Source organism: Pseudomonas sp. S2_C03 (assembly GCF_054668405.1).
The window spans coordinates 4,164,875-4,183,683 of record NZ_CP162766.1; the positions used below are offsets into that span (position 1 = coordinate 4,164,875).

The 18,809-nt window shown below is 59.7% G+C and carries 16 protein-coding genes; 1 reads left to right on the plus strand and 15 read right to left on the minus strand.

Annotated elements, in window-relative coordinates:
* Positions 1-96: 96 nt before the first annotated feature.
* The 7 genes from AB4N64_RS19330 to AB4N64_RS19360 form a co-directional block, all read right to left on the minus strand.
* Complete coding sequence (locus AB4N64_RS19330; RefSeq protein ID WP_460117523.1) at positions 97-954, minus strand: peptidoglycan DD-metalloendopeptidase family protein; 858 nt, start codon at positions 952-954, stop codon at positions 97-99.
* A gap of 211 nt (positions 955-1,165) precedes the next feature.
* A complete protein-coding gene (locus tag AB4N64_RS19335; protein WP_371049381.1) occupies positions 1,166-1,801 on the minus strand; it encodes a protein-L-isoaspartate(D-aspartate) O-methyltransferase in 636 nt (211 codons plus the stop codon).
* Positions 1,802-1,839: 38 nt separating this feature from the next.
* Positions 1,840-2,589 carry a 5'/3'-nucleotidase SurE gene (gene surE, locus AB4N64_RS19340; protein WP_460117525.1) on the minus strand — a complete coding sequence of 250 codons (750 nt, stop codon included), beginning with the start codon at positions 2,587-2,589 and terminating at the stop codon, positions 1,840-1,842.
* The gene (gene truD / locus AB4N64_RS19345; protein ID WP_460117526.1) at positions 2,577-3,635 is read right to left on the minus strand and encodes a tRNA pseudouridine(13) synthase TruD; all 1,059 of its coding nucleotides are present in this window, start codon (positions 3,633-3,635) and stop codon (positions 2,577-2,579) included. Before truD ends, surE begins: the two co-directional genes overlap by 13 nt.
* The gene (gene ispF, locus AB4N64_RS19350) at positions 3,632-4,105 is read right to left on the minus strand and encodes a 2-C-methyl-D-erythritol 2,4-cyclodiphosphate synthase (RefSeq protein WP_010462780.1); all 474 of its coding nucleotides are present in this window, start codon (positions 4,103-4,105) and stop codon (positions 3,632-3,634) included. The genes truD and ispF overlap by 4 nt, the downstream gene beginning before the upstream one ends.
* Before the next feature lie 43 nt (positions 4,106-4,148).
* Positions 4,149-4,994, minus strand: coding sequence for an S-formylglutathione hydrolase (gene fghA, locus AB4N64_RS19355; protein WP_460117528.1), 846 nt, complete (start codon positions 4,992-4,994; stop codon positions 4,149-4,151).
* A gap of 91 nt (positions 4,995-5,085) precedes the next feature.
* Positions 5,086-6,198, minus strand: coding sequence for an S-(hydroxymethyl)glutathione dehydrogenase/class III alcohol dehydrogenase (locus AB4N64_RS19360; protein ID WP_460117530.1), 1,113 nt, complete (start codon positions 6,196-6,198; stop codon positions 5,086-5,088).
* A gap of 107 nt (positions 6,199-6,305) precedes the next feature.
* Between AB4N64_RS19360 and AB4N64_RS19365 the strand changes: the two genes are divergently transcribed.
* Positions 6,306-7,205: a LysR family transcriptional regulator gene (locus AB4N64_RS19365; RefSeq protein WP_460117532.1), complete on the plus strand. Its 900-nt coding sequence runs from the start codon at positions 6,306-6,308 to the stop codon at positions 7,203-7,205.
* Between the two features lie 162 nt (positions 7,206-7,367).
* Here the strand turns inward: AB4N64_RS19365 and ispD are convergent, their stop codons facing one another.
* The 8 genes from ispD to dnaE all read right to left on the minus strand — a co-directional run bounded on the left by ispD (position 7,368) and on the right by dnaE (position 18,783).
* Entirely contained in the window at positions 7,368-8,075 is a 708-nt protein-coding gene (gene ispD / locus AB4N64_RS19370; protein WP_460117534.1) for a 2-C-methyl-D-erythritol 4-phosphate cytidylyltransferase, read from the minus strand.
* Positions 8,072-8,350, minus strand: coding sequence for a cell division protein FtsB (gene ftsB / locus AB4N64_RS19375; RefSeq protein ID WP_008028992.1), 279 nt, complete (start codon positions 8,348-8,350; stop codon positions 8,072-8,074). Before ftsB ends, ispD begins: the two co-directional genes overlap by 4 nt.
* Before the next feature lie 159 nt (positions 8,351-8,509).
* Positions 8,510-9,799, minus strand: a complete 1,290-nt coding sequence (gene eno, locus AB4N64_RS19380; protein ID WP_460117536.1) for a phosphopyruvate hydratase — start codon at positions 9,797-9,799, stop codon at positions 8,510-8,512.
* Between the two features lie 157 nt (positions 9,800-9,956).
* On the minus strand, positions 9,957-10,802 hold the full coding sequence (gene kdsA, locus AB4N64_RS19385; RefSeq protein ID WP_460117538.1) for a 3-deoxy-8-phosphooctulonate synthase: 846 nt from the start codon (positions 10,800-10,802) through the stop codon (positions 9,957-9,959).
* Positions 10,803-10,807: 5 nt separating this feature from the next.
* On the minus strand, positions 10,808-12,439 hold the full coding sequence (locus AB4N64_RS19390) for a CTP synthase (RefSeq protein ID WP_460117540.1): 1,632 nt from the start codon (positions 12,437-12,439) through the stop codon (positions 10,808-10,810).
* 274 nt (positions 12,440-12,713) lie between these two features.
* Positions 12,714-14,042, minus strand: coding sequence for a tRNA lysidine(34) synthetase TilS (gene tilS, locus AB4N64_RS19395; RefSeq protein WP_460117542.1), 1,329 nt, complete (start codon positions 14,040-14,042; stop codon positions 12,714-12,716).
* 134 nt (positions 14,043-14,176) lie between these two features.
* Entirely contained in the window at positions 14,177-15,124 is a 948-nt protein-coding gene (locus tag AB4N64_RS19400) for an acetyl-CoA carboxylase carboxyltransferase subunit alpha (protein ID WP_368557323.1), read from the minus strand.
* A gap of 137 nt (positions 15,125-15,261) precedes the next feature.
* Positions 15,262-18,783, minus strand: a complete 3,522-nt coding sequence (gene dnaE, locus AB4N64_RS19405) for a DNA polymerase III subunit alpha (RefSeq protein ID WP_460117544.1) — start codon at positions 18,781-18,783, stop codon at positions 15,262-15,264.
* Positions 18,784-18,809 lie beyond the last annotated feature (26 nt).

The window sequence follows — 18,809 nt, forward strand, 5'->3', positions numbered from 1 at the left end:
CCTTTGGTGAGTTCGACCTCAAGCTCGAGCGGCGCCTTTATCCTTGGCAACGCTGGAGCCTGTTCCCTCTACGTGATGGAACAGGCTGGAAACAAATCAACGACGTGGCAGGAACTGCAGCGGATCTACTGGTTTACCTTGTCGGCGAATCTCAAAATGCAGTTTCACCCGGTCCGTACCCGTTGACCCCATTTCGGCAATTGTCTGTCCGACCTTGACCTGCTGCCCCTCCCGAACCAACAGCCTGCGGTTGTGACCGTAGGCACTGACGTAGGTATCGCTGTGTTTGATGATGACTAATTCGCCGTAGCCCCTTAAGCCACTCCCGGCGTACACCACCGTCCCATCAGACGCAGCTAAAACAGGCTGTCCCAAATCTCCGGCGATATCAATTCCTTTATTCAAACTACCGTTTGAAGAGAATTTTCCAATTAAAATGCCATTAGAAGGCCACCCCCAGCCGGTCGGGGCCGGGCCTGGAGCGGGGATCGGAGCAGGTGCAGGCTTGTTTGCGACAGACGGTGATACCACCGTCGTGGTCGTCGTTGCGCCATTTGGCTGGCGTCGAATGACCGTGGTTTTACTGGACGACGACGGTGCTGAAACGGGCGTGACCGCGACCGGTGCCGGCGTTGATCCGGTGCGCCCGTCGAAGCGAATCGTCTGACCTGGGTGAATGGTGTATGGCGCAGGAATGTTGTTGCGCGCCGCCAGAGCCTTGTAGTCCCAACCGTAGCGAAATGCGATGGAGAACAGGGTGTCTTTGGGTCGAACCACATACTGGCCCGTGGTCACAGCCGGACGCTGGGCGGCGGCATTGTTGCGATCGACGACACGCACATCGCTGGATTTATTGCTGGAACAACCGACCAGCAAGGTGCTCAAGACAAGGCCAGTCACCAGGCGCTGAAAGCTCGTTTTACCCATACGCTGCGCTATGACTGTGAGACTCACCCGCCGCTCCCTTTGTGCTGGCTGAAATGTTGGAATGCCATGTTGCGGCATGAAGTGTCGCAAGTATAACGGGCCGTGCAGGCTTTACCTTTAATGGATCGAGTTGGCCTCGCGCACACGTTTGCTGCCTGCCGTTGAATCCCGTTTAACCGATCGATGCTGCTGTAAGACAGAGGCCATCGAAGAGAATTCAGCACGCTTGAACAAATGCTCAGGCCAGTGGCCCGTTGAGCAGCGGGACAAAACGTACCGCTCCCAGAACTCGCCTGGAAAACCCGTGCTCCTCGCGGATGATCAGCATTAATTGCTGGACCTCGCCTGAGCCAACCGGAATGACCAGTCGTCCTCCCGGCGCCAACTGATCGAGCAATGCCTGCGGCACATCCGTAGCCACCGCAGTCACAATGATGCCGTTGTACGGCGCCAGCGCTGGCCACCCTTCCCAGCCATCGCCCCAACGGAACACTACGTTGCGCAGGTTGAGATCGAGCAGTCGCTCCTTGGCGCGATCCTGCAACACCTTGATGCGCTCGACGGAGAACACCCGCTCGACGAGTTGTGACAGGATCGCGGTCTGATAACCCGACCCGGTGCCGATTTCCATGACCTTGTCCAGCGGCCCCGCCTCCAGCAACAGCTCGCTCATGCGAGCCACCATGTAAGGCTGAGAGATCGTCTGGTTGTTGCCAATCGGCAACGCCGTGTCTTCATAGGCACGGTGCGCCAGCGCTTCGTCGACGAACAGGTGACGCGGCGTGCGACGTATCACTTCCAGCACCTTGGCGTTGCTGATGCCTTCTTCGTACAACCGCTGTATCAGACGCTCGCGCGTGCGCTGCGAGGTCATGCCGATGCCGCGGTGCATCGGGTCTTGTTCACGAGCCATCAGTGCAGTCCCTCCAGCCAGCCATCGAGGCTGCGGAAGGCATCATTGAAGGTGCGATCCAGCTGCAATGGCGTGATGGATACGTAGCCCTGCATCACCGCATGGAAATCAGTGCCGGCACCACCGTCCTCGGCATCGCCGGCTGCAGCGATCCAGTATCCGGATTTGCCACGCGGGTCGACGACCTTCATAGGGGCCGCCGCACGGGCGCGATGGCCGAGACGGGTCAACTGGATGCCACGGATATGATCCAGCGGCAAATTGGGAATGTTCACGTTCAATACCGTACGCGGTGGAAGCTCGAGCTCTGCGTGGGCCTGCACCAGTTTGCGTGCAAAGTAGGCGGCAGTAGGAAGATTCTCGACCTGTCGGGAAACCAGCGAAAAGGCAAACGAAGGACGCTCCAGGAACCGACCTTCAAGGGCCGCGGCCACCGTGCCGGAATACAGCACGTCGTCCCCCAGGTTGGCGCCCAGGTTGATGCCGGAAACCACCATGTCCGGTTCACGTTCCAGCAGGCCATTGAGGCCCAGGTGCACGCAATCGGTGGGGGTGCCATTGAGGCTGATAAAACCGTTCGCCAATGTTTGGGGGTGCAACGGACGGTCCAGCGTCAGCGAACTGCTGGCACCGCTCTTGTCCTGGTCCGGGGCGATAACCACGCATTCGGTGTAATCCGCCAGCGCAGCATAAAGCGCGGCGAGACCGGGTGCGGTTACCCCATCGTCGTTAGAAATCAGAATACGCATGGGCTGTCCGTCTGCCCTGCTGGCACCAGATCGACGAGTTCACGCACCAATACGGTGGCGAAGCATCCGGCCGGCAGGACGAATTCCAGTTGCAGAATGTCAGGCTCGGGATAATGCCACGTCAACCCACTAATGGGCAGCCGCAGGATGCGACGTTCGTGGCTCATACCGGCGTTAATCAACCAATCGCGCAAGTCCGCTTCGCGCGCGGCGATGGCCTGTTCCAGTTCATGGACAGCGCCCGCCGCCGGCGAGTCACCTTCGCCCCACTGAGGGCCGGTCGGGTGGAGGTCCAGAATGGCCAGTCGCGGGTCACTGCACTCGGCCTCTCCTGCCGGGAAAAAACTGCGGCTGTCGGTAAACGCCAGCAAGTCACCCACCTGCGCCCGCTGCCAGGTGCCATCCGCCACGCGCGCCGCCAGTACCTGGTTGAACAGAAAGCTGCGAGCGGCGGAGAGCAGGCGCGAACGCACATTGCGCTGCTCTGGCAATGCCCTGCGTGCAGCCCAGCCACGGGCATCGACCACATTGCCGCCGTCAAAGCCAAAACGCTGGGCACCAAAATAATTGGGGATGCCCTGGTTGACGATCCGCTGCAGGCGTTCTTCGATGGCGGCCTTGTCCCCGTCGAACTGCGTCAGGCGCAGGGTGAAGCCGTTGGCCGAGTGCGCACCCCGTTGCAGCTTGCGCTTGTGCCGGCTGGTCTTGAGGATTTTCAGGGTATCGTTTTCGGCCGCCGACAGATCAGGGTCGGCCTTGCCAGGCAGTTGCACGCTGAACCATTGGCGGGTCAAGGCCTGACGATCCTTGAGCCCGGCATAGCTGACAGTACGCAACGGCACACCGGCAGCCTTGGCGATACGGCGCGCGGCTTCTTCAGTGTTCAAGCCGCGTTTTTCCACCCAGATCCATAGGTGTTCACCGTCGCCGCTCAAGGGAATATCGAGGACTTCATCGACCTGGAAATCTTCGGCGATAGCCTTCAACACCGCCGTACCGAGGGCGTCACCATAGGCCCGGGGGCCAAGCAATTGCAGTTCGTTCATGCGCGCAGCAACAGGGCAACGGAGTGCACGGCAATGCCCTCTTCACGACCGACGAAACCGAGCTTTTCAGTGGTGGTGGCTTTCACGTTCACTTGGTCCAGTTCAACTTGGAGATCCGCGGCGATCAGCGCGCGCATCGATTCGATATGCGGGGCCATTTTCGGTGCCTGGGCAACGATGGTGTTGTCGACGTTGCCGACTTTCCAGCCTTTGGCGTGGATCAACGCGACAACGTGACGCAACAGCACGCGGCTGTCGGCGCCCTTGAATGTAGGGTCTGTATCGGGGAAATGCTTGCCGATATCGCCCAGCGCAGCCGCGCCAAGCAGGGCATCGCTCAAGGCGTGCAGCAGGACGTCACCGTCGGAATGGGCGAGCAGACCGAAGCCGTGTGCAATGCGCACGCCGCCCAGTGTAATGAAATCGCCTTCAGCGAAACGGTGCACATCATAGCCGTGGCCAATACGCATAAAAAAACGCCCCGATTTTTGTCAGGGCGTGATTCTACCTGCATTAGGCGTTCAGGGCGCGTCCGTGATGCTGCAAGTGGTCGTCGATGAAACTGGCGATGAAGAAATAGCTATGGTCATAGCCCGGTTGCAGGCGCAACGTCAGGGGATGACCCGCCTGTTTCGCTGCCTGCTGCAACGCCTCAGGCTTGAGCTGGTTGCTCAGGAAATCATCGCGATCACCCTGGTCCACCAACAGCGGCAGCTTCTCACCAGCCTCGGCGATCAACGCACAGGCATCCCACTCCCGCCACTTGGAACGGTCCTCTCCCAGATATCGGGAAAAGGCCTTCTGTCCCCATGGGCAGTCCATCGGATTGTTGATCGGTGAAAACGCCGACACCGAGAGGTAACGCCCCGGGTTGCGCAGCGCGCAGACCAACGCTCCATGCCCCCCCATGGAGTGACCGCTGATGCCGCGTTTGTCCGACGCTGGGAAATGCGCTTCGACCAAGGCAGGCAATTCCTGCACGACATAGTCATGCATCCGATAGTGTCGCGACCAGGGTTCCTGCGTGGCGTTCAGGTAGAACCCGGCACCGAGACCGAAATCCCAGGCACCGTCCGGATCACCCGGCACATCGGCGCCGCGCGGGCTGGTGTCCGGCGCAACGATGATCAGCCCCAGTTCGGCCGCCATGCGCATGGCGCCGGCCTTCTGCATGAAGTTTTCATCGGTGCAGGTCAGGCCGGACAACCAGTACAACACCGGCAACTTGCCCCCTTGCTCCGCCTGCGGCGGCAGGTAGACGGCAAATACCATGTCGCATCCAAGCGTTTCAGAGCGATGACGATAACGCTTGTGCCAGCCGCCGAAGCTTTTCTGGCAGGAGATATTTTCTAGATTCATGAATGCTCTCCCAGCAGCAAGCCACACGCCGGAAGCTGCAAGCAGAGACGCCCTCACTTGCAGCTTGCAGCCTGTCGCTCACGGCTGCTTCTTAGAAATGAATGACGGAGCGGATGCTTTTTCCTTCATGCATCAGGTCGAAAGCCTTGTTGATATCTTCCAGGCCCATGGTGTGGGTGATGAAGGTATCCAGCGGGATTTCGCCGGTTTCGGACATTTCCACGTAGCTTGGCAACTCGGTCCGGCCGCGTACCCCACCGAATGCCGAACCGCGCCAAACGCGACCGGTCACCAGTTGGAAAGGACGGGTTGAGATCTCCTGGCCGGCACCGGCCACGCCAATGATCACCGACTCACCCCAGCCCTTATGGCAGCACTCGAGCGCCGCGCGCATGAGTTGCACATTGCCGATGCACTCGAAGGAAAAGTCGACGCCGCCGTCAGTCATGTCGACGATGACTTCCTGGATCGGACGGTCGAAGTCTTTCGGGTTTACACAATCGGTTGCACCCAATTGTTTGGCGATTTCGAACTTGGCCGGGTTGATGTCGATGGCAATGATCCGTGCCGCCTTGGCTTTGACCGCGCCGATCACGGCGGAAAGACCGATGCCGCCGAGACCAAAAATCGCCACGGTATCACCTGGTTTCACCTTGGCGGTATTCAACACGGCGCCGATGCCCGTCGTCACACCACAACCCAGCAGGCAGACTTTTTCCAGCGGTGCTTCCTTGGCAATCTTGGCCACGGAAATTTCCGGCAGCACGGTGTACTCGGAGAAAGTCGAGGTTCCCATGTAGTGGAAAATCGTTTCACCTTTGTAGGAAAAACGCGAAGTACCGTCCGGCATCAGGCCCTTGCCCTGGGTCGCACGAATCGCCTGGCACAGGTTGGTTTTGCCCGACAGGCAGAATTTGCATTGGCGGCATTCCGGGGTGTACAGCGGAATGACATGATCGCCCACGGCGACGGAAGTCACGCCTTCACCAATGGCTTCGACCACGGCGCCACCTTCATGGCCCAGAATCGACGGGAAGATACCTTCCGGATCAGCGCCCGACAGGGTGTAGGCGTCGGTGTGGCAAACACCGGAGGCCACTACGCGCAGCAGCACTTCACCGGCCTTGGGCATGGCGACATCGACTTCGACGATTTCGAGGGGCTTCTTGGCCTCGAAGGCTACGGCGGCGCGGGACTTGATCATGTGAATGCTCCAGTGAATAAAAACGAGACAGTCAGTGTAATCCACTGCACTACAGTGAATAATCCAGACAAAAGCAAAACATTATTGCCCTATAGGGATAATCGCAGATGTCTGAAAATCGCTGGGAAGGCATCGACGAATTTGTGGCCGTTGCCGAGTGCAGCCAGTTCACGGCGGCCGCCGAGCGGCTCGGAGTTTCTTCTTCCCACATCAGTCGCCAGATCGTACGACTCGAAGAGCGCTTGCAAACTCGCCTGCTCTACCGCAGCACTCGCCGTGTCACATTGACCGAGGCCGGGCAAACCTTCCTGCAACATTGCCAGCGTTTGCAGGATGGCCGCGAAGAAGCACTGCGTGCGGTCGGCGATCTGACCAGCGAACCCAAGGGCATGCTGCGCATGACCTGCGCCGTGGCCTACGGCGAGCGCTTCATCGTGCCGCTGGTCACGCGCTTCATGGGCCTGTATCCGCAACTGCGCATCGACATCGAACTGAGCAACCGTCAGCTCGACCTTGTCCATGAAGGGCTGGACTTGGCGATCCGCCTCGGCCGCTTGCAGGACTCACGCCTGGTGGCCACGCGACTGGCGCCGCGACGCATGTACCTGTGCGCCTCGCCGTCCTACCTGGAACGTTACGGTCGCCCACATAGCCTTTCGGAATTGAGCCGCCATAACTGCCTGGTCGGAAGCTCGGACCTCTGGCAACTGGAGCAGAACGGGCGGGAGTTTTCGCAGCGTGTACAGGGAAACTGGCGCTGCAACAGCGGGCAAGCCGTGCTGGATGCGACGCTGCAGGGGGTGGGGCTGTGTCAGTTGCCGGACTATTACGTGCTTGAGCACCTGAAAAGTGGTGCGCTGATTTCATTGCTCGAAGCGCATCAGCCTCCGAACACGGCGGTTTGGGCGCTCTATCCACAGCAAAGGCATCTGTCGCCGAAGGTGCGCAAGTTGGTGGATTACTTGAAGGAAGGGTTGGCGCAGCGGCCTGAATATCGGGGGGAGTGAGTCAGCAGGATATTGGGTTGGCAGGACCGACGCCATCGTCGGAACGCCGCCCGGAGCAAGCCCGCTCCTACAGAGTTGAGTTCGACGCGAGCCCTGTAGGAGCGAGCTTGCTCCGGGCGGCGTTCCGACGATGGCGGCAGACCTGACACCACAGCCACACAATCAGTACCTGTTAGCCCACCGCTGCCGCAACCACTCCAGGTCCTCGGGTCGAGTGACCTTGAGGTTATCTGAACGGCCTTCGATCAGCCGCGGAGCCTGCCCCGCCCACTCCATGGCCGATGCTTCATCGGTAATCACCGCATCCGCCACCAGGCTGTCGGCCAAGGCCCGATGCAGCGCGCCAAGGCGGAACATCTGCGGCGTGTACGCCTGCCAGATCACGCTGCGATCCACGGTTTCAACCACCCGACCGTGCTTGTCGACACGCTTGAGGGTATCGCGAGCCGGAACCGCCAGCAGGCCACCGACCGGATCGTCAGCCAGCTCGGACAACAACGTGTCCAGGTCGTCACGACTTAGATTGGGCCGTGCGGCATCGTGTACCAGCACCCAATCTTCATCGCCTGCGCCCAGTGCATGCAAGTGCAACAAGGCATTGAGCACCGAGCCGGAACGTTCGGCGCCACCGTCAACCCGTTGAATGCGCAAATCACCGGCGCAAGCGAGGTTGGGCCAGTAGGGATCGTCGACAGCAAGACTGACCACCAACCCCTTGAGGGCCGGGTGATCAAGGAAACAGCCAAGGCTGTGTTCGAGAATTGTGCGCCCGCCCAATTGCAGATATTGCTTGGGACGGTCCGCGGCCATACGGGCGCCAACGCCCGCGGCAGGAATCACGGCCCAGAAGGCCGGTAGTGGGATGCTCATTGAGCCAACTGGTAAAGGGTTTCACCGTCCTTGACCATGCCCAGCTCATGACGAGCCCGCTCTTCAACGGTCTCCATGCCTTTTTTCAGTTCACTGACTTCGGCGTCCATCACCCGATTGCGCTCCAGCAACCCTTCGTTTTCAGCGTGCTGATCCGCGATCTGCTGAGTCAGCTCGGCCACTTGCGCCAGGCTGCCGTTTCCCACCCATAGGCGGTATTGCAGGCCAGCCAGCAGCAGAAGCAAGACGAGAAACAACCAATTGGGACTGCGCATCGAAATCCGGGTATCCAGTGAAAAAAGACAGCCATAACAAAACAAAAGGTCTGATAGCACGAAGCCTGGATGATCCAGGCTTGTGCTTTCAAGGCATCAGATTAGTGCCTAAAACCTCGTTGTAGCGAGTTTTTCGACATAATCCGTTGTTTTTTTACATCAGCCGCGGAATTCGCTGCGGCCGTTGTACTTGGCTTTGCCGTTCAACTGCTCTTCGATACGCAGCAGTTGGTTGTACTTGGAGACGCGATCGGAACGGCACAGGGAACCGGTCTTGATCTGGCCAGCCGAAGTGCCCACCGCCAGGTCGGCGATGGTCGAATCTTCGGTTTCGCCCGAACGGTGCGAGATGACGGCGGTGTAACCAGCAGCCTTGGCCATCTGGATGGCTTCCAGGGTTTCGGTCAGGGTGCCGATCTGGTTGAACTTGATCAGGATCGAGTTGGCGATCTTTTTATCGATGCCCTCTTTCAGGATCTTGGTGTTGGTGACGAACAGGTCGTCCCCGACCAGTTGGGTCTTCTCGCCGATCTTGTCGGTGAGGATCTTCCAGCCTGCCCAGTCCGATTCGTCCAGGCCGTCTTCGATGGAGATGATCGGGTAACGCTCGGTCAGCCCCTTGAGGTAATCGGCGAAACCTTCAGCGGTGAACACCTGGCCTTCGCCGGACAGGTTGTACTTGCCGTCTTCGTAGAATTCGCTGGCGGCGCAGTCCAGTGCCAGGGTCACGTCGGTGCCCAGCTTGTAACCGGCGTTGGCCACGGCTTCGGAGATGACTTTCAGCGCGTCTTCGTTGGACGCCAGGTTCGGTGCGAAACCACCTTCGTCACCCACGGCAGTGCTCAGGCCACGGGCCTTCAGCACGGCTTTGAGGTGATGGAAAATCTCGGTGCCCATGCGCAAGCCTTCCGAGAAAGACTTGGCGCCAACCGGCTGAACCATGAACTCCTGGATGTCGACGTTGTTATCGGCGTGCTCGCCGCCGTTGATGATGTTCATCATCGGAACCGGCATCGAGTAGACTCCCGGGGTGCCGTTCAGGTTGGCAATGTGTGCGTACAGTGGCAGGTCCTGGTCCTGGGCGGCGGCCTTGGCTGCGGCCAGGGAAACGGCGAGGATAGCGTTGGCGCCCAGAGAACCTTTGTTGTCGGTGCCGTCGAGCTTGATCATCGCCAGGTCCAGCGCTTTCTGGTCGCTTGGATCGGTGCCCTTGAGCAGGTCGCGGATCGGGCCGTTGATGTTGGCAACGGCTTTCAGGACGCCTTTGCCCAGGTAACGGCTCTTGTCGCCATCACGCAGCTCGAGCGCTTCACGCGAGCCAGTGGAAGCACCGGACGGCGCGCAGGCGCTACCGATGATGCCGTTATCGAGAAGCACGTCCGCTTCCACGGTGGGGTTGCCACGGGAGTCGAGAACTTCACGACCTTTGATGTCGACGATTTTAGCCATTGTTGTAAACACTCCAAAGTTGACGAAAACGACGCAGCTAGAGGAAAACTTCTACCGTCGGCAAGTGATGTGCAGCGGGGCAGACTTGCGGACGATAACGCCCAGGCCCGAGGGCCTGAGCGTTAAATCGTGCGATACGATACCGGAGAATTGAGGATTACGCGGTTTCTACCGTCGGAAAACTCTTCACCAGTTCGTCCAAAGCCTTGAGCTGGGCCAGGAATGGCTCCAGTTTGTCCAGGCGCAAGGCGCAAGGGCCGTCGCATTTGGCGTTATCCGGATCCGGATGGGCCTCGAGGAACAGGCCAGCCAGTGACTGGCTCATGCCGGCCTTGGCCAGGTCGGTGACCTGGGCACGGCGACCGCCAGCGGAGTCGGAGCGACCACCGGGCATTTGCAGCGCGTGGGTCACGTCGAAGAACACCGGGTATTCGAACTGCTTCATGATGCCGAAACCCAGCATGTCGACGACCAGGTTGTTGTAGCCGAAGCTCGAACCGCGCTCGCAGAGGATCAACTGATCGTTACCCGCTTCCACGCACTTGTTCAGGATGTGTTTCATTTCCTGAGGGGCGAGGAACTGGGCTTTCTTGATGTTGATCACCGCGCCAGTCCTGGCCATCGCGACCACCAGGTCAGTCTGGCGCGACAGGAAGGCCGGCAGCTGGATGATGTCGCAGACTTCAGCGACGGGCGCGGCCTGCTCAGGTTCATGCACGTCAGTGATGATCGGCACGCCAAAGGCTTGCTTGATGTCCTGGAAAATCCGCATGCCCTCTTCCAGGCCGGGGCCCCGGTAAGAGGTCACGGAGGAACGGTTGGCCTTGTCGAAACTGGCCTTGAATACGTAAGGGATGCCGAGTTTCTCGGTCACCTTTACGTACTCTTCGCAGACCTGCATCGCCATGTCGCGGCTTTCCAGCACGTTCATGCCACCGAACAGCACCATTGGCTTGTCGTTGGCAATCTCGATATCGCCTACACGGATGATCTTCTGCGCCATAAGGTTCAAGCCTTCTTCTGGTGTTGAGCCAAGGCAGCCTTGACGAAACCGCTGAACAACGGGTGACCGTCGCGAGGCGTCGAGGTGAACTCAGGGTGGAACTGGCAAGCGACGAACCATGGGTGATCCGCAGCCTCGACCACTTCTACCAGCGCACCATCACCGGAACGGCCGGAGATTTTCAGGCCCGCTTCCATGATTTGCGGCAGCAGGTTGTTGTTCACTTCGTAACGGTGACGATGACGCTCGACGATCACGTCCTTGCCATAGCAGTCGTGAACCTTCGAGCCGGCTTCGAGCAGGCAATCCTGGGCACCCAGGCGCATGGTGCCGCCCAGGTCGGAGGTTTCGGTACGGGTTTCGACGGCGCCGGTGGCGTCTTCCCACTCGGTGATCAGACCCACGACCGGATGACCGCTGGTGCGATCGAACTCGGTGGAGTTGGCGTCTTTCCAGCCCATGACGTTACGAGCGAACTCAATCACCGCCACCTGCATGCCCAGACAGATACCCAGGTACGGGACCTTGTTCTCGCGAGCGTACTGAACGGCGGTGATCTTGCCTTCCACGCCACGCAGACCGAAGCCGCCTGGAACCAGGATCGCGTCGACACCTTCGAGCAGCGCGGTACCCTGGTTTTCGATGTCTTCGGAGTCGATGTAGCGCAGGTTCACCTTGGTGCGATTGCTGATACCGGCATGGCTCATCGCTTCGATCAGCGATTTGTAGGCATCCAGCAGTTCCATGTACTTGCCGACCATGGCGATGGTGACTTCGTGCTCCGGGTTGAGCTTGGCATCGACCACGGCGTCCCACTCGGACAGATCGGCACCACCGCATTGCAGGCCGAAACGCTCGACGACAAAATCATCCAGGCCTTGCGAGTGCAGAATGCCCGGGATCTTGTAGATGGTGTCGGCGTCTTCCAACGCGATCACCGCACGTTCTTCAACGTTGGTGAATTGCGCGATCTTGCGACGCGAGGAAACGTCGATCGGGTGATCGGAGCGGCAGACCAGCACGTCAGGTTGCAGGCCGATGGAACGCAGTTCCTTGACCGAGTGCTGGGTTGGCTTGGTTTTGGTTTCACCGGCGGTGGCGATGTACGGCACCAGGGTCAGGTGCATCAGCATCGCGCGCTTGGCGCCGACTTCGAAACGCAACTGGCGGATGGCTTCGAGGAACGGCTGGGATTCGATGTCACCCACGGTGCCACCGATCTCGACCATCGCCACGTCGGCATCGCCAGCGCCCTTGATGATCCGGCGTTTGATTTCGTCGGTAATGTGCGGAATGACCTGGATGGTCGCGCCCAGGTAATCACCACGGCGCTCTTTGCGCAGCACGTGCTCATAGACACGGCCGGTGGTGAAGTTGTTGTTCTGGGTCATGGTCGTGCGGATGAACCGCTCGTAGTGGCCCAGGTCCAGGTCGGTCTCGGCGCCGTCATGGGTGACGAACACTTCGCCGTGCTGGAACGGGCTCATGGTGCCCGGGTCGACGTTGATGTACGGGTCCAGCTTCAGCATGGTGACCTTAAGCCCCCGCGCCTCCAGGATGGCCGCCAATGATGCCGATGCAATGCCTTTCCCCAAAGAAGAAACAACACCGCCCGTGACGAATATGTAGCGCGTCATGAAAAACCCTAGAAGTCTGCGTTAAAGCGGTCCGAGCCGCCGGGGAAAGCGAAGGAAGGCCGAAGCCCCCGATCACCTGCATTAATCACAGTGCACCTTTCAAAAAAACCGCCGCGTTGTGACAGACCGGGAGATGAAACTCCGGTTCGTTGTTCGCTACACATTTTTTGGAATCGCCCAGCAAAGACTGCTTGGTAATCGGCAACTCCTGCAATTCAGGCGAATCCACAGAAGTTGTATCAAGAAGGGAGCGTAGTCTACCGGAAAGCCCCTTTCAGCTCAAACCTTGATCTTCGCCAGGTGGCTGCCAATGCAAAAGCCAACCGGCCTGCGCATGGCCGTTCAACCCCGGCAGGCTGGCCACCGCCAACAAATGCTCGCCGCCATACAGCAGCGGCAATCTGCCACGGACAAATCCAGGAACACTTCGCTCGTTCAGCAAGCGCTTCAAATCCCGGTGACCGCGATCAGGCAGGCGCATCACCTCCCCTCCTTCCCGATAGCGAATCTGCAGGGGACCCTCAGGCGCCGGGCCCGCGAACATCAGCGTACCGTTATGCGGCAACGGCAGGGGCTGCGAAGGATCAGTCCAGTCCCCGACAGCCGATGGCGGACTTAGCCAACCTCCCGACAGCCACCAGATCCGTCCTCCCGCCCGATGCAGTTCACCGTCAGCCAGTCGCCATACCGGATGGGCATCACCTGAGGCATCGCGCAAATCCTGCCAACCCGACCAATGGTCAGTGTCCGGCAGGCGTGTCCGCGCACCGAGCCAATGGCGCAGGGCATTGCGCTGGCGAGCCTCGGACAGCGATGCCAGCGGCGACAACTCAAGCGAAGGCACACCGAGCCAATCGAATTCACCGACGGTGCTCACCTGCGCCAGGTCGATAAGCGCCAGTTCATCCAGCAAGGCCTGGGCTTCACTCAGATGCGCCGCGCTGCGGACCATGTTCGCCACTGCCTGCGGCCAGCGTTCGGACATCAGGGGAATCACTTGGTGGCGCAGAAAGTTGCGCGAGTATTGCCGATCCTGATTGGAGGGGTCTTCGATCCAGCTCAGGTGATGCTCGAGCGCGTAAGCCTCCAGTTCCGCTCGCGAGACATCGAGCAGCGGGCGCAGCAGATTGCCCTGCCCCAACGAACGCTGGCGCGGCATCCCGGACAACCCCCTGACCCCCGCCCCGCGCAACAAGCGGAACAACAGGGTTTCGGCCTGATCGTCACGGTGCTGGCCGGTCAGCAGCAGCTCATCAGCCAGGGTGGCCTCAATAAACGCGGCATACCGAGCGTCGCGGGCCGTTTGCTCGAGACTGGCGCCAGGCTGGACCTGAACACGGACGATTTGGAGAGGCACACTCAGGCCGTCGCACACCCACTGGCAGTGTTGCGGCCAGGCATCGGCGACGGATTGAAGCCCGTGATGAATGTGGATGGCCGCAAGGGGCGGCAAAGAATGGGATTGAGCCAGCGCAGCCAGCAGGTGCAGCAGAACGGTGGAATCGAGGCCACCGGAGAAGGCGATGCGCCAGGTTGCGGCATTGCGCCACGGAGCGAGAGTGCGCAGAAGCCGGGTGGCTAAATCAGGCATGGGCTGGCTCATATCAATCTGTGCATACACCAAACAAAAGTGGGAGCGGGCTTGCCCGCGATGGCGGTGTATCAATCAACACAGATGTTGTATGACACACCGCCATCGCGAGCAAGCCCGCTCCCACAGGGATGAAGCCAAGCCTGTTACAGGCCGTAGCTCATCAGACGCTCATAACGACGGGCCAGCAGTGCCTCGTTATCGAACTTTTTGAGCATCGCCAGTTGCGAGCTCAGTTCGGCACGGATCGAGGCGGCGGCAGCGGCTGGGTCGCGATGAGCGCCACCCAATGGCTCACCGATGACCTTGTCGACGATACCCAGGCCTTTGAGGCGTTCGGCAGTGATACCCATGGCTTCGGCGGCATCCGGTGCTTTTTCGGCGGTTTTCCACAGAATCGATGCGCAACCTTCCGGGGAAATCACGGCGTAGGTCGAGTACTGCAGCATGTTCAACTGATCGCAGACACCAATGGCCAGTGCACCACCGGAACCACCCTCACCGATCACGGTGGCGATGATTGGGGTTTTCAGGCGAGCCATGACGCGCAGGTTCCAGGCGATCGCTTCGCTCTGGTTGCGCTCTTCGGCGTCGATCCCAGGGTAGGCGCCCGGGGTGTCGATGAAGGTCAGGATCGGCATTTTGAAGCGTTCGGCCATTTCCATCAGGCGGCAGGCCTTGCGGTAGCCTTCCGGACGCGGCATGCCGAAGTTGCGGCGAACCTTCTCGCGCACTTCACGGCCTTTCTGGTGACCGATGATCATCACCGGCTGGTCATCCAGACGGGCGACACCGCCAACGATGGCAGCGTCGTCGGAGAAATGACGGTCGCCGTGCAACTCGTCGAACTCGGTGAAGATGTGCTCGATGTAGTCCAGGGTGTACGGGCGCTTGGGGTGACGCGCCAGACGCGCGATCTGCCAGCTGGTCAGCTTGCCGAAGATGTCCTCGGTCAAGGTCTTGCTTTTGTCCTGCAGGCGGGAGATCTCATCGCCGATATTCAGCGAATTGTCGTTACCGACCAAGCGCAACTCTTCGATCTTGGCTTGCAGGTCGGCGATCGGCTGTTCGAAATCTAGAAAATTCGGGTTCATAGGCGTCCGTCTTGGGTCGACCACCAAGAGAGCTTGGGCCGGCCGGTTGTCTATTCGCGCCCTACCTTAAGGGAGAGGCGCGTTCAGGTCGAGATTAAAAATCGGTTTGGATCAGGGCAAAGTGATGGCACTGCCCGTCATCGGTATTGGAGGAAGACGTTGTCTCGCCCGAACTGGTCACGCAAGGCTTGAATCAACGCATCCGCCGGGTCTATCCGCCAGCCTTCACCAAACTGCAACAAAGCCTTCGCATCGGGGCTGGTGTACTCCATGGTGATCGGGCACGCACCGCGGTGACGCTTGAACAGGTCGCCCAACCAGCGTAGCTGATCACCCTTGAGGTCCTGGGTCTGGACTTTCAGGCGCAGGCTTTCGGCCAGGTTGGTGCGCGCATCTTCCATGCTCATCACCCGCTTGACCCGCAGCCGCAAGCCACCGGAGAAGTCGTCGTTGCTCACTTCACCTTCGACCACCACCATTGCATCGGTCTGCAACAGCGCTTGCGCCGAATGGAACGCATCGGCGAACAGCGAGGCTTCAATGCGACCCGAGCGATCGTCCAGGGTGATGAATCCCATCTTGTCGCCCTTTTTGTTTTTCATCACCCGCAGGGCGATGATCATGCCCGCCACGGTCTGGGTGTCGCGCGCGGGCTTCAGGTCGATGATGCGCTGACGGGCAAACCGTCGGATCTCGCCTTCGTATTCGTCGATTGGATGCCCGGTCAGGTACAGGCCCAGCGTGTCCTTCTCGCCTTTGAGCCGTTCCTTGAGGGTCAGTTCCTTGGCGTTGCGATGATTGGCGTAGACATCGGAGTCTTCCTCGACAAACAACCCGCCGAACAGGTCCGCGTGCCCACTGTCGTGGGTCCTGGCGGTTTGTTCGGCGGCCTTGATGGCCTCTTCCAGGCCCGTCAGCAACACCGCGCGATTACGGTCGATGTTTGCCTGATAGGCTTTCACCTCGTCGTGGAAGTAGGGGCCCAGACGATCCAGGGCACCGCTACGAATCAAACCATCAAGGGTCCGTTTGTTGACGCGCTTGAGGTCGACACGGGCGCAGAAGTCGAACAGGTCCTTGAACGGACCATCCTGCCGAGCCTCGGTGATTGCCTCGACCGGGCCTTCACCCACCCCTTTGATCGCCCCCAGGCCATAAATGATCCGGCCCTCGTCGTTCACGGTGAATTTGAACTCCGACGCGTTCACATCCGGCGCATCGAGGCGCAACTTCATGCTGCGCACTTCTTCGATCAAGGTCACGACCTTGTCGGTGTTGTGCATATCCGCCGAGAGCACCGCCGCCATGAAAGGCGCCGGGTGGTGCGTCTTCAGCCATGCAGTCTGGTATGACACCAGACCATAAGCGGCGGAGTGGGATTTGTTGAAGCCATAACCGGCGAATTTTTCCACCAGGTCGAAAATGTTACCGGCCAGGTCGGCATCGATATTATTGCTGGCGCAACCCTCGATGAAACCGCCGCGTTGCTTGGCCATTTCCTCGGGTTTTTTCTTACCCATGGCTCGACGCAGCATGTCCGCGCCGCCGAGGGTGTAGCCGGCCATGACCTGGGCGATCTGCATCACCTGTTCCTGGTACAGGATGATGCCGTAGGTCGGTGCCAGTACCGGCTTCAGGCCTTCGTACTGGTAGTCCGAATGCGGGTAGGCCAGCTCGGCGCGACCGTGTTTGCGGTTGATGAAGTCGTCCACCATGCCCGATTGCAAAGGGCCCGGACGGAACAGCGCCACCAATGCGATGAGGTCTTCGAGGCAGTCGGGCTTGAGCTTTTTGATCAGCTCCTTCATGCCCCGCGATTCAAGCTGGAACACCGCCGTGGTCTCGGCTTTTTGCAGCAGGTCGTAGGTTTTCTTGTCATCGAGCGGGATGAAATCGATGTTCAGGTCATCCAGGCCTTGTTTGGCCTGTTCGCGGTTGATGGTCTCCATCGCCCACTTGATGATCGTCAGAGTCCGCAAGCCAAGGAAGTCGAACTTCACCAGGCCGGCGGCCTCCACGTCGTCCTTGTCGAACTGGGTCACCAGGCCGCCGCCTTCTTCATCACAGGCAATCGGTGAGAAATCGGTGAGCTTGGTCGGCGCGATCACCACACCACCGGCATGTTTACCGGTACCACGGCAGACGCCCTCGAGCTTGAGCGCCATGTCCCAGATTTCCTTGGCGTCTTCATCGACCTTGAGGAAATCACGGAGGATTTCTTCCTGCTCGTAGGCTTTCTCCAGGGTCATGCCGACTTCGAACGGAATCATCTTCGACAGGCGATCCGCCAGGCCGTAGGACTTGCCCTGCACCCGCGCCACATCTCGCACTACCGCCTTGGCGGCCATGGTGCCGAAGGTGATGATCTGGCTCACCGCGTTTCGACCGTAGGCATCCGCCACGTACTCGATCACCCGGTCGCGCCCGTCCATGCAGAAGTCGACGTCGAAGTCGGGCATGGAAACCCGTTCCGGGTTGAGGAAACGTTCGAACAGCAGGTCATAGGCCAGCGGATCGAGATCGGTGATTTTCAGCACGTAGGCCACCAGCGATCCAGCGCCCGATCCCCGGCCCGGGCCCACCGGTACACCGTTGTTCTTGGCCCACTTGATGAAGTCCATAACGATGAGGAAGTAACCGGGGAACCCCATCTGGATGATGATATCCAGTTCGAATTTCAGGCGGTCGAGGTAGACCTGGCGCTTCTCTTCGTAGTTGGGCGTGGTGTCCTTGGGCCACAACACCGCCAGACGCTCTTCCAGGCCTTCGTAGGAAACGTGGCGCAGGTAATCGTCAATCCCCATCCCATTGGGGGTAGGAAAGTCTGGCAGGAAGTGCTTGCCCAGCTTCACGTCGATGTTGCAGCGCTTTGCAATCTCGACGGTATTTTCCAGCGCTTCGGGTATGTCGCTGAACAGCTCGGCCATTTCCTCGGCGCTTTTGAGGTACTGCTGGTCGCTGTAGTTCTTTGAGCGCCGAGGGTCGTCGAGCGCACGCCCCTCGCCGATGCAGACCCGGGTTTCGTGAGCTTCGAAGTCGCCCTGTTTGATGAAGCGCACATCGTTGGTCGCCACCAGAGGCGCGCCGAGTTTATCGGCCAATGCCACCGCGCCGTGCAATTGCTCTTCATCGTTGACACGATTGGTGCGCTGGATTTCCAGATAGAAGCGGTCCGTAAATACCGCCATCCATTCGCGCGCCAGGGCTTCGGCTTCTTCAGGGTTGCCGCTGACCAGGGCCTGTCCGATCTCGCCCTCTTTCGCCGCCGACAGCATGATCAGGCCTTCACTGGCCTCTGCTACCCACTCACGCTCGACGATGACCATGCCGTTACGCTGGCCATCTAAAAAGCCTCGGGAGATCAACTCGGTCAGGTTGCGATAACCCAGCGGGTTCATCACCAACAGGCTGATGCGGCTCAGCGGGGCATCCGGGTCCTTGTTCGCCAGCCACAAGTCGGCGCCGCAGATCGGCTTGATCCCCGCACCCATGGCGTTTTTATAGAACTTGACCAGGGAACACATGTTGTTCTGGTCGGTCACCGCGACGGCAGGCATGCCCATGGCAACCAGGGTCTTGACCAGCGGTTTGATCCGCACAAGACCGTCGACCAGGGAAAATTCAGTGTGCAGGCGCAGGTGAACGAATGAAGCCGGCATAGTGATCCTGTCCAGAAACGTAAAAA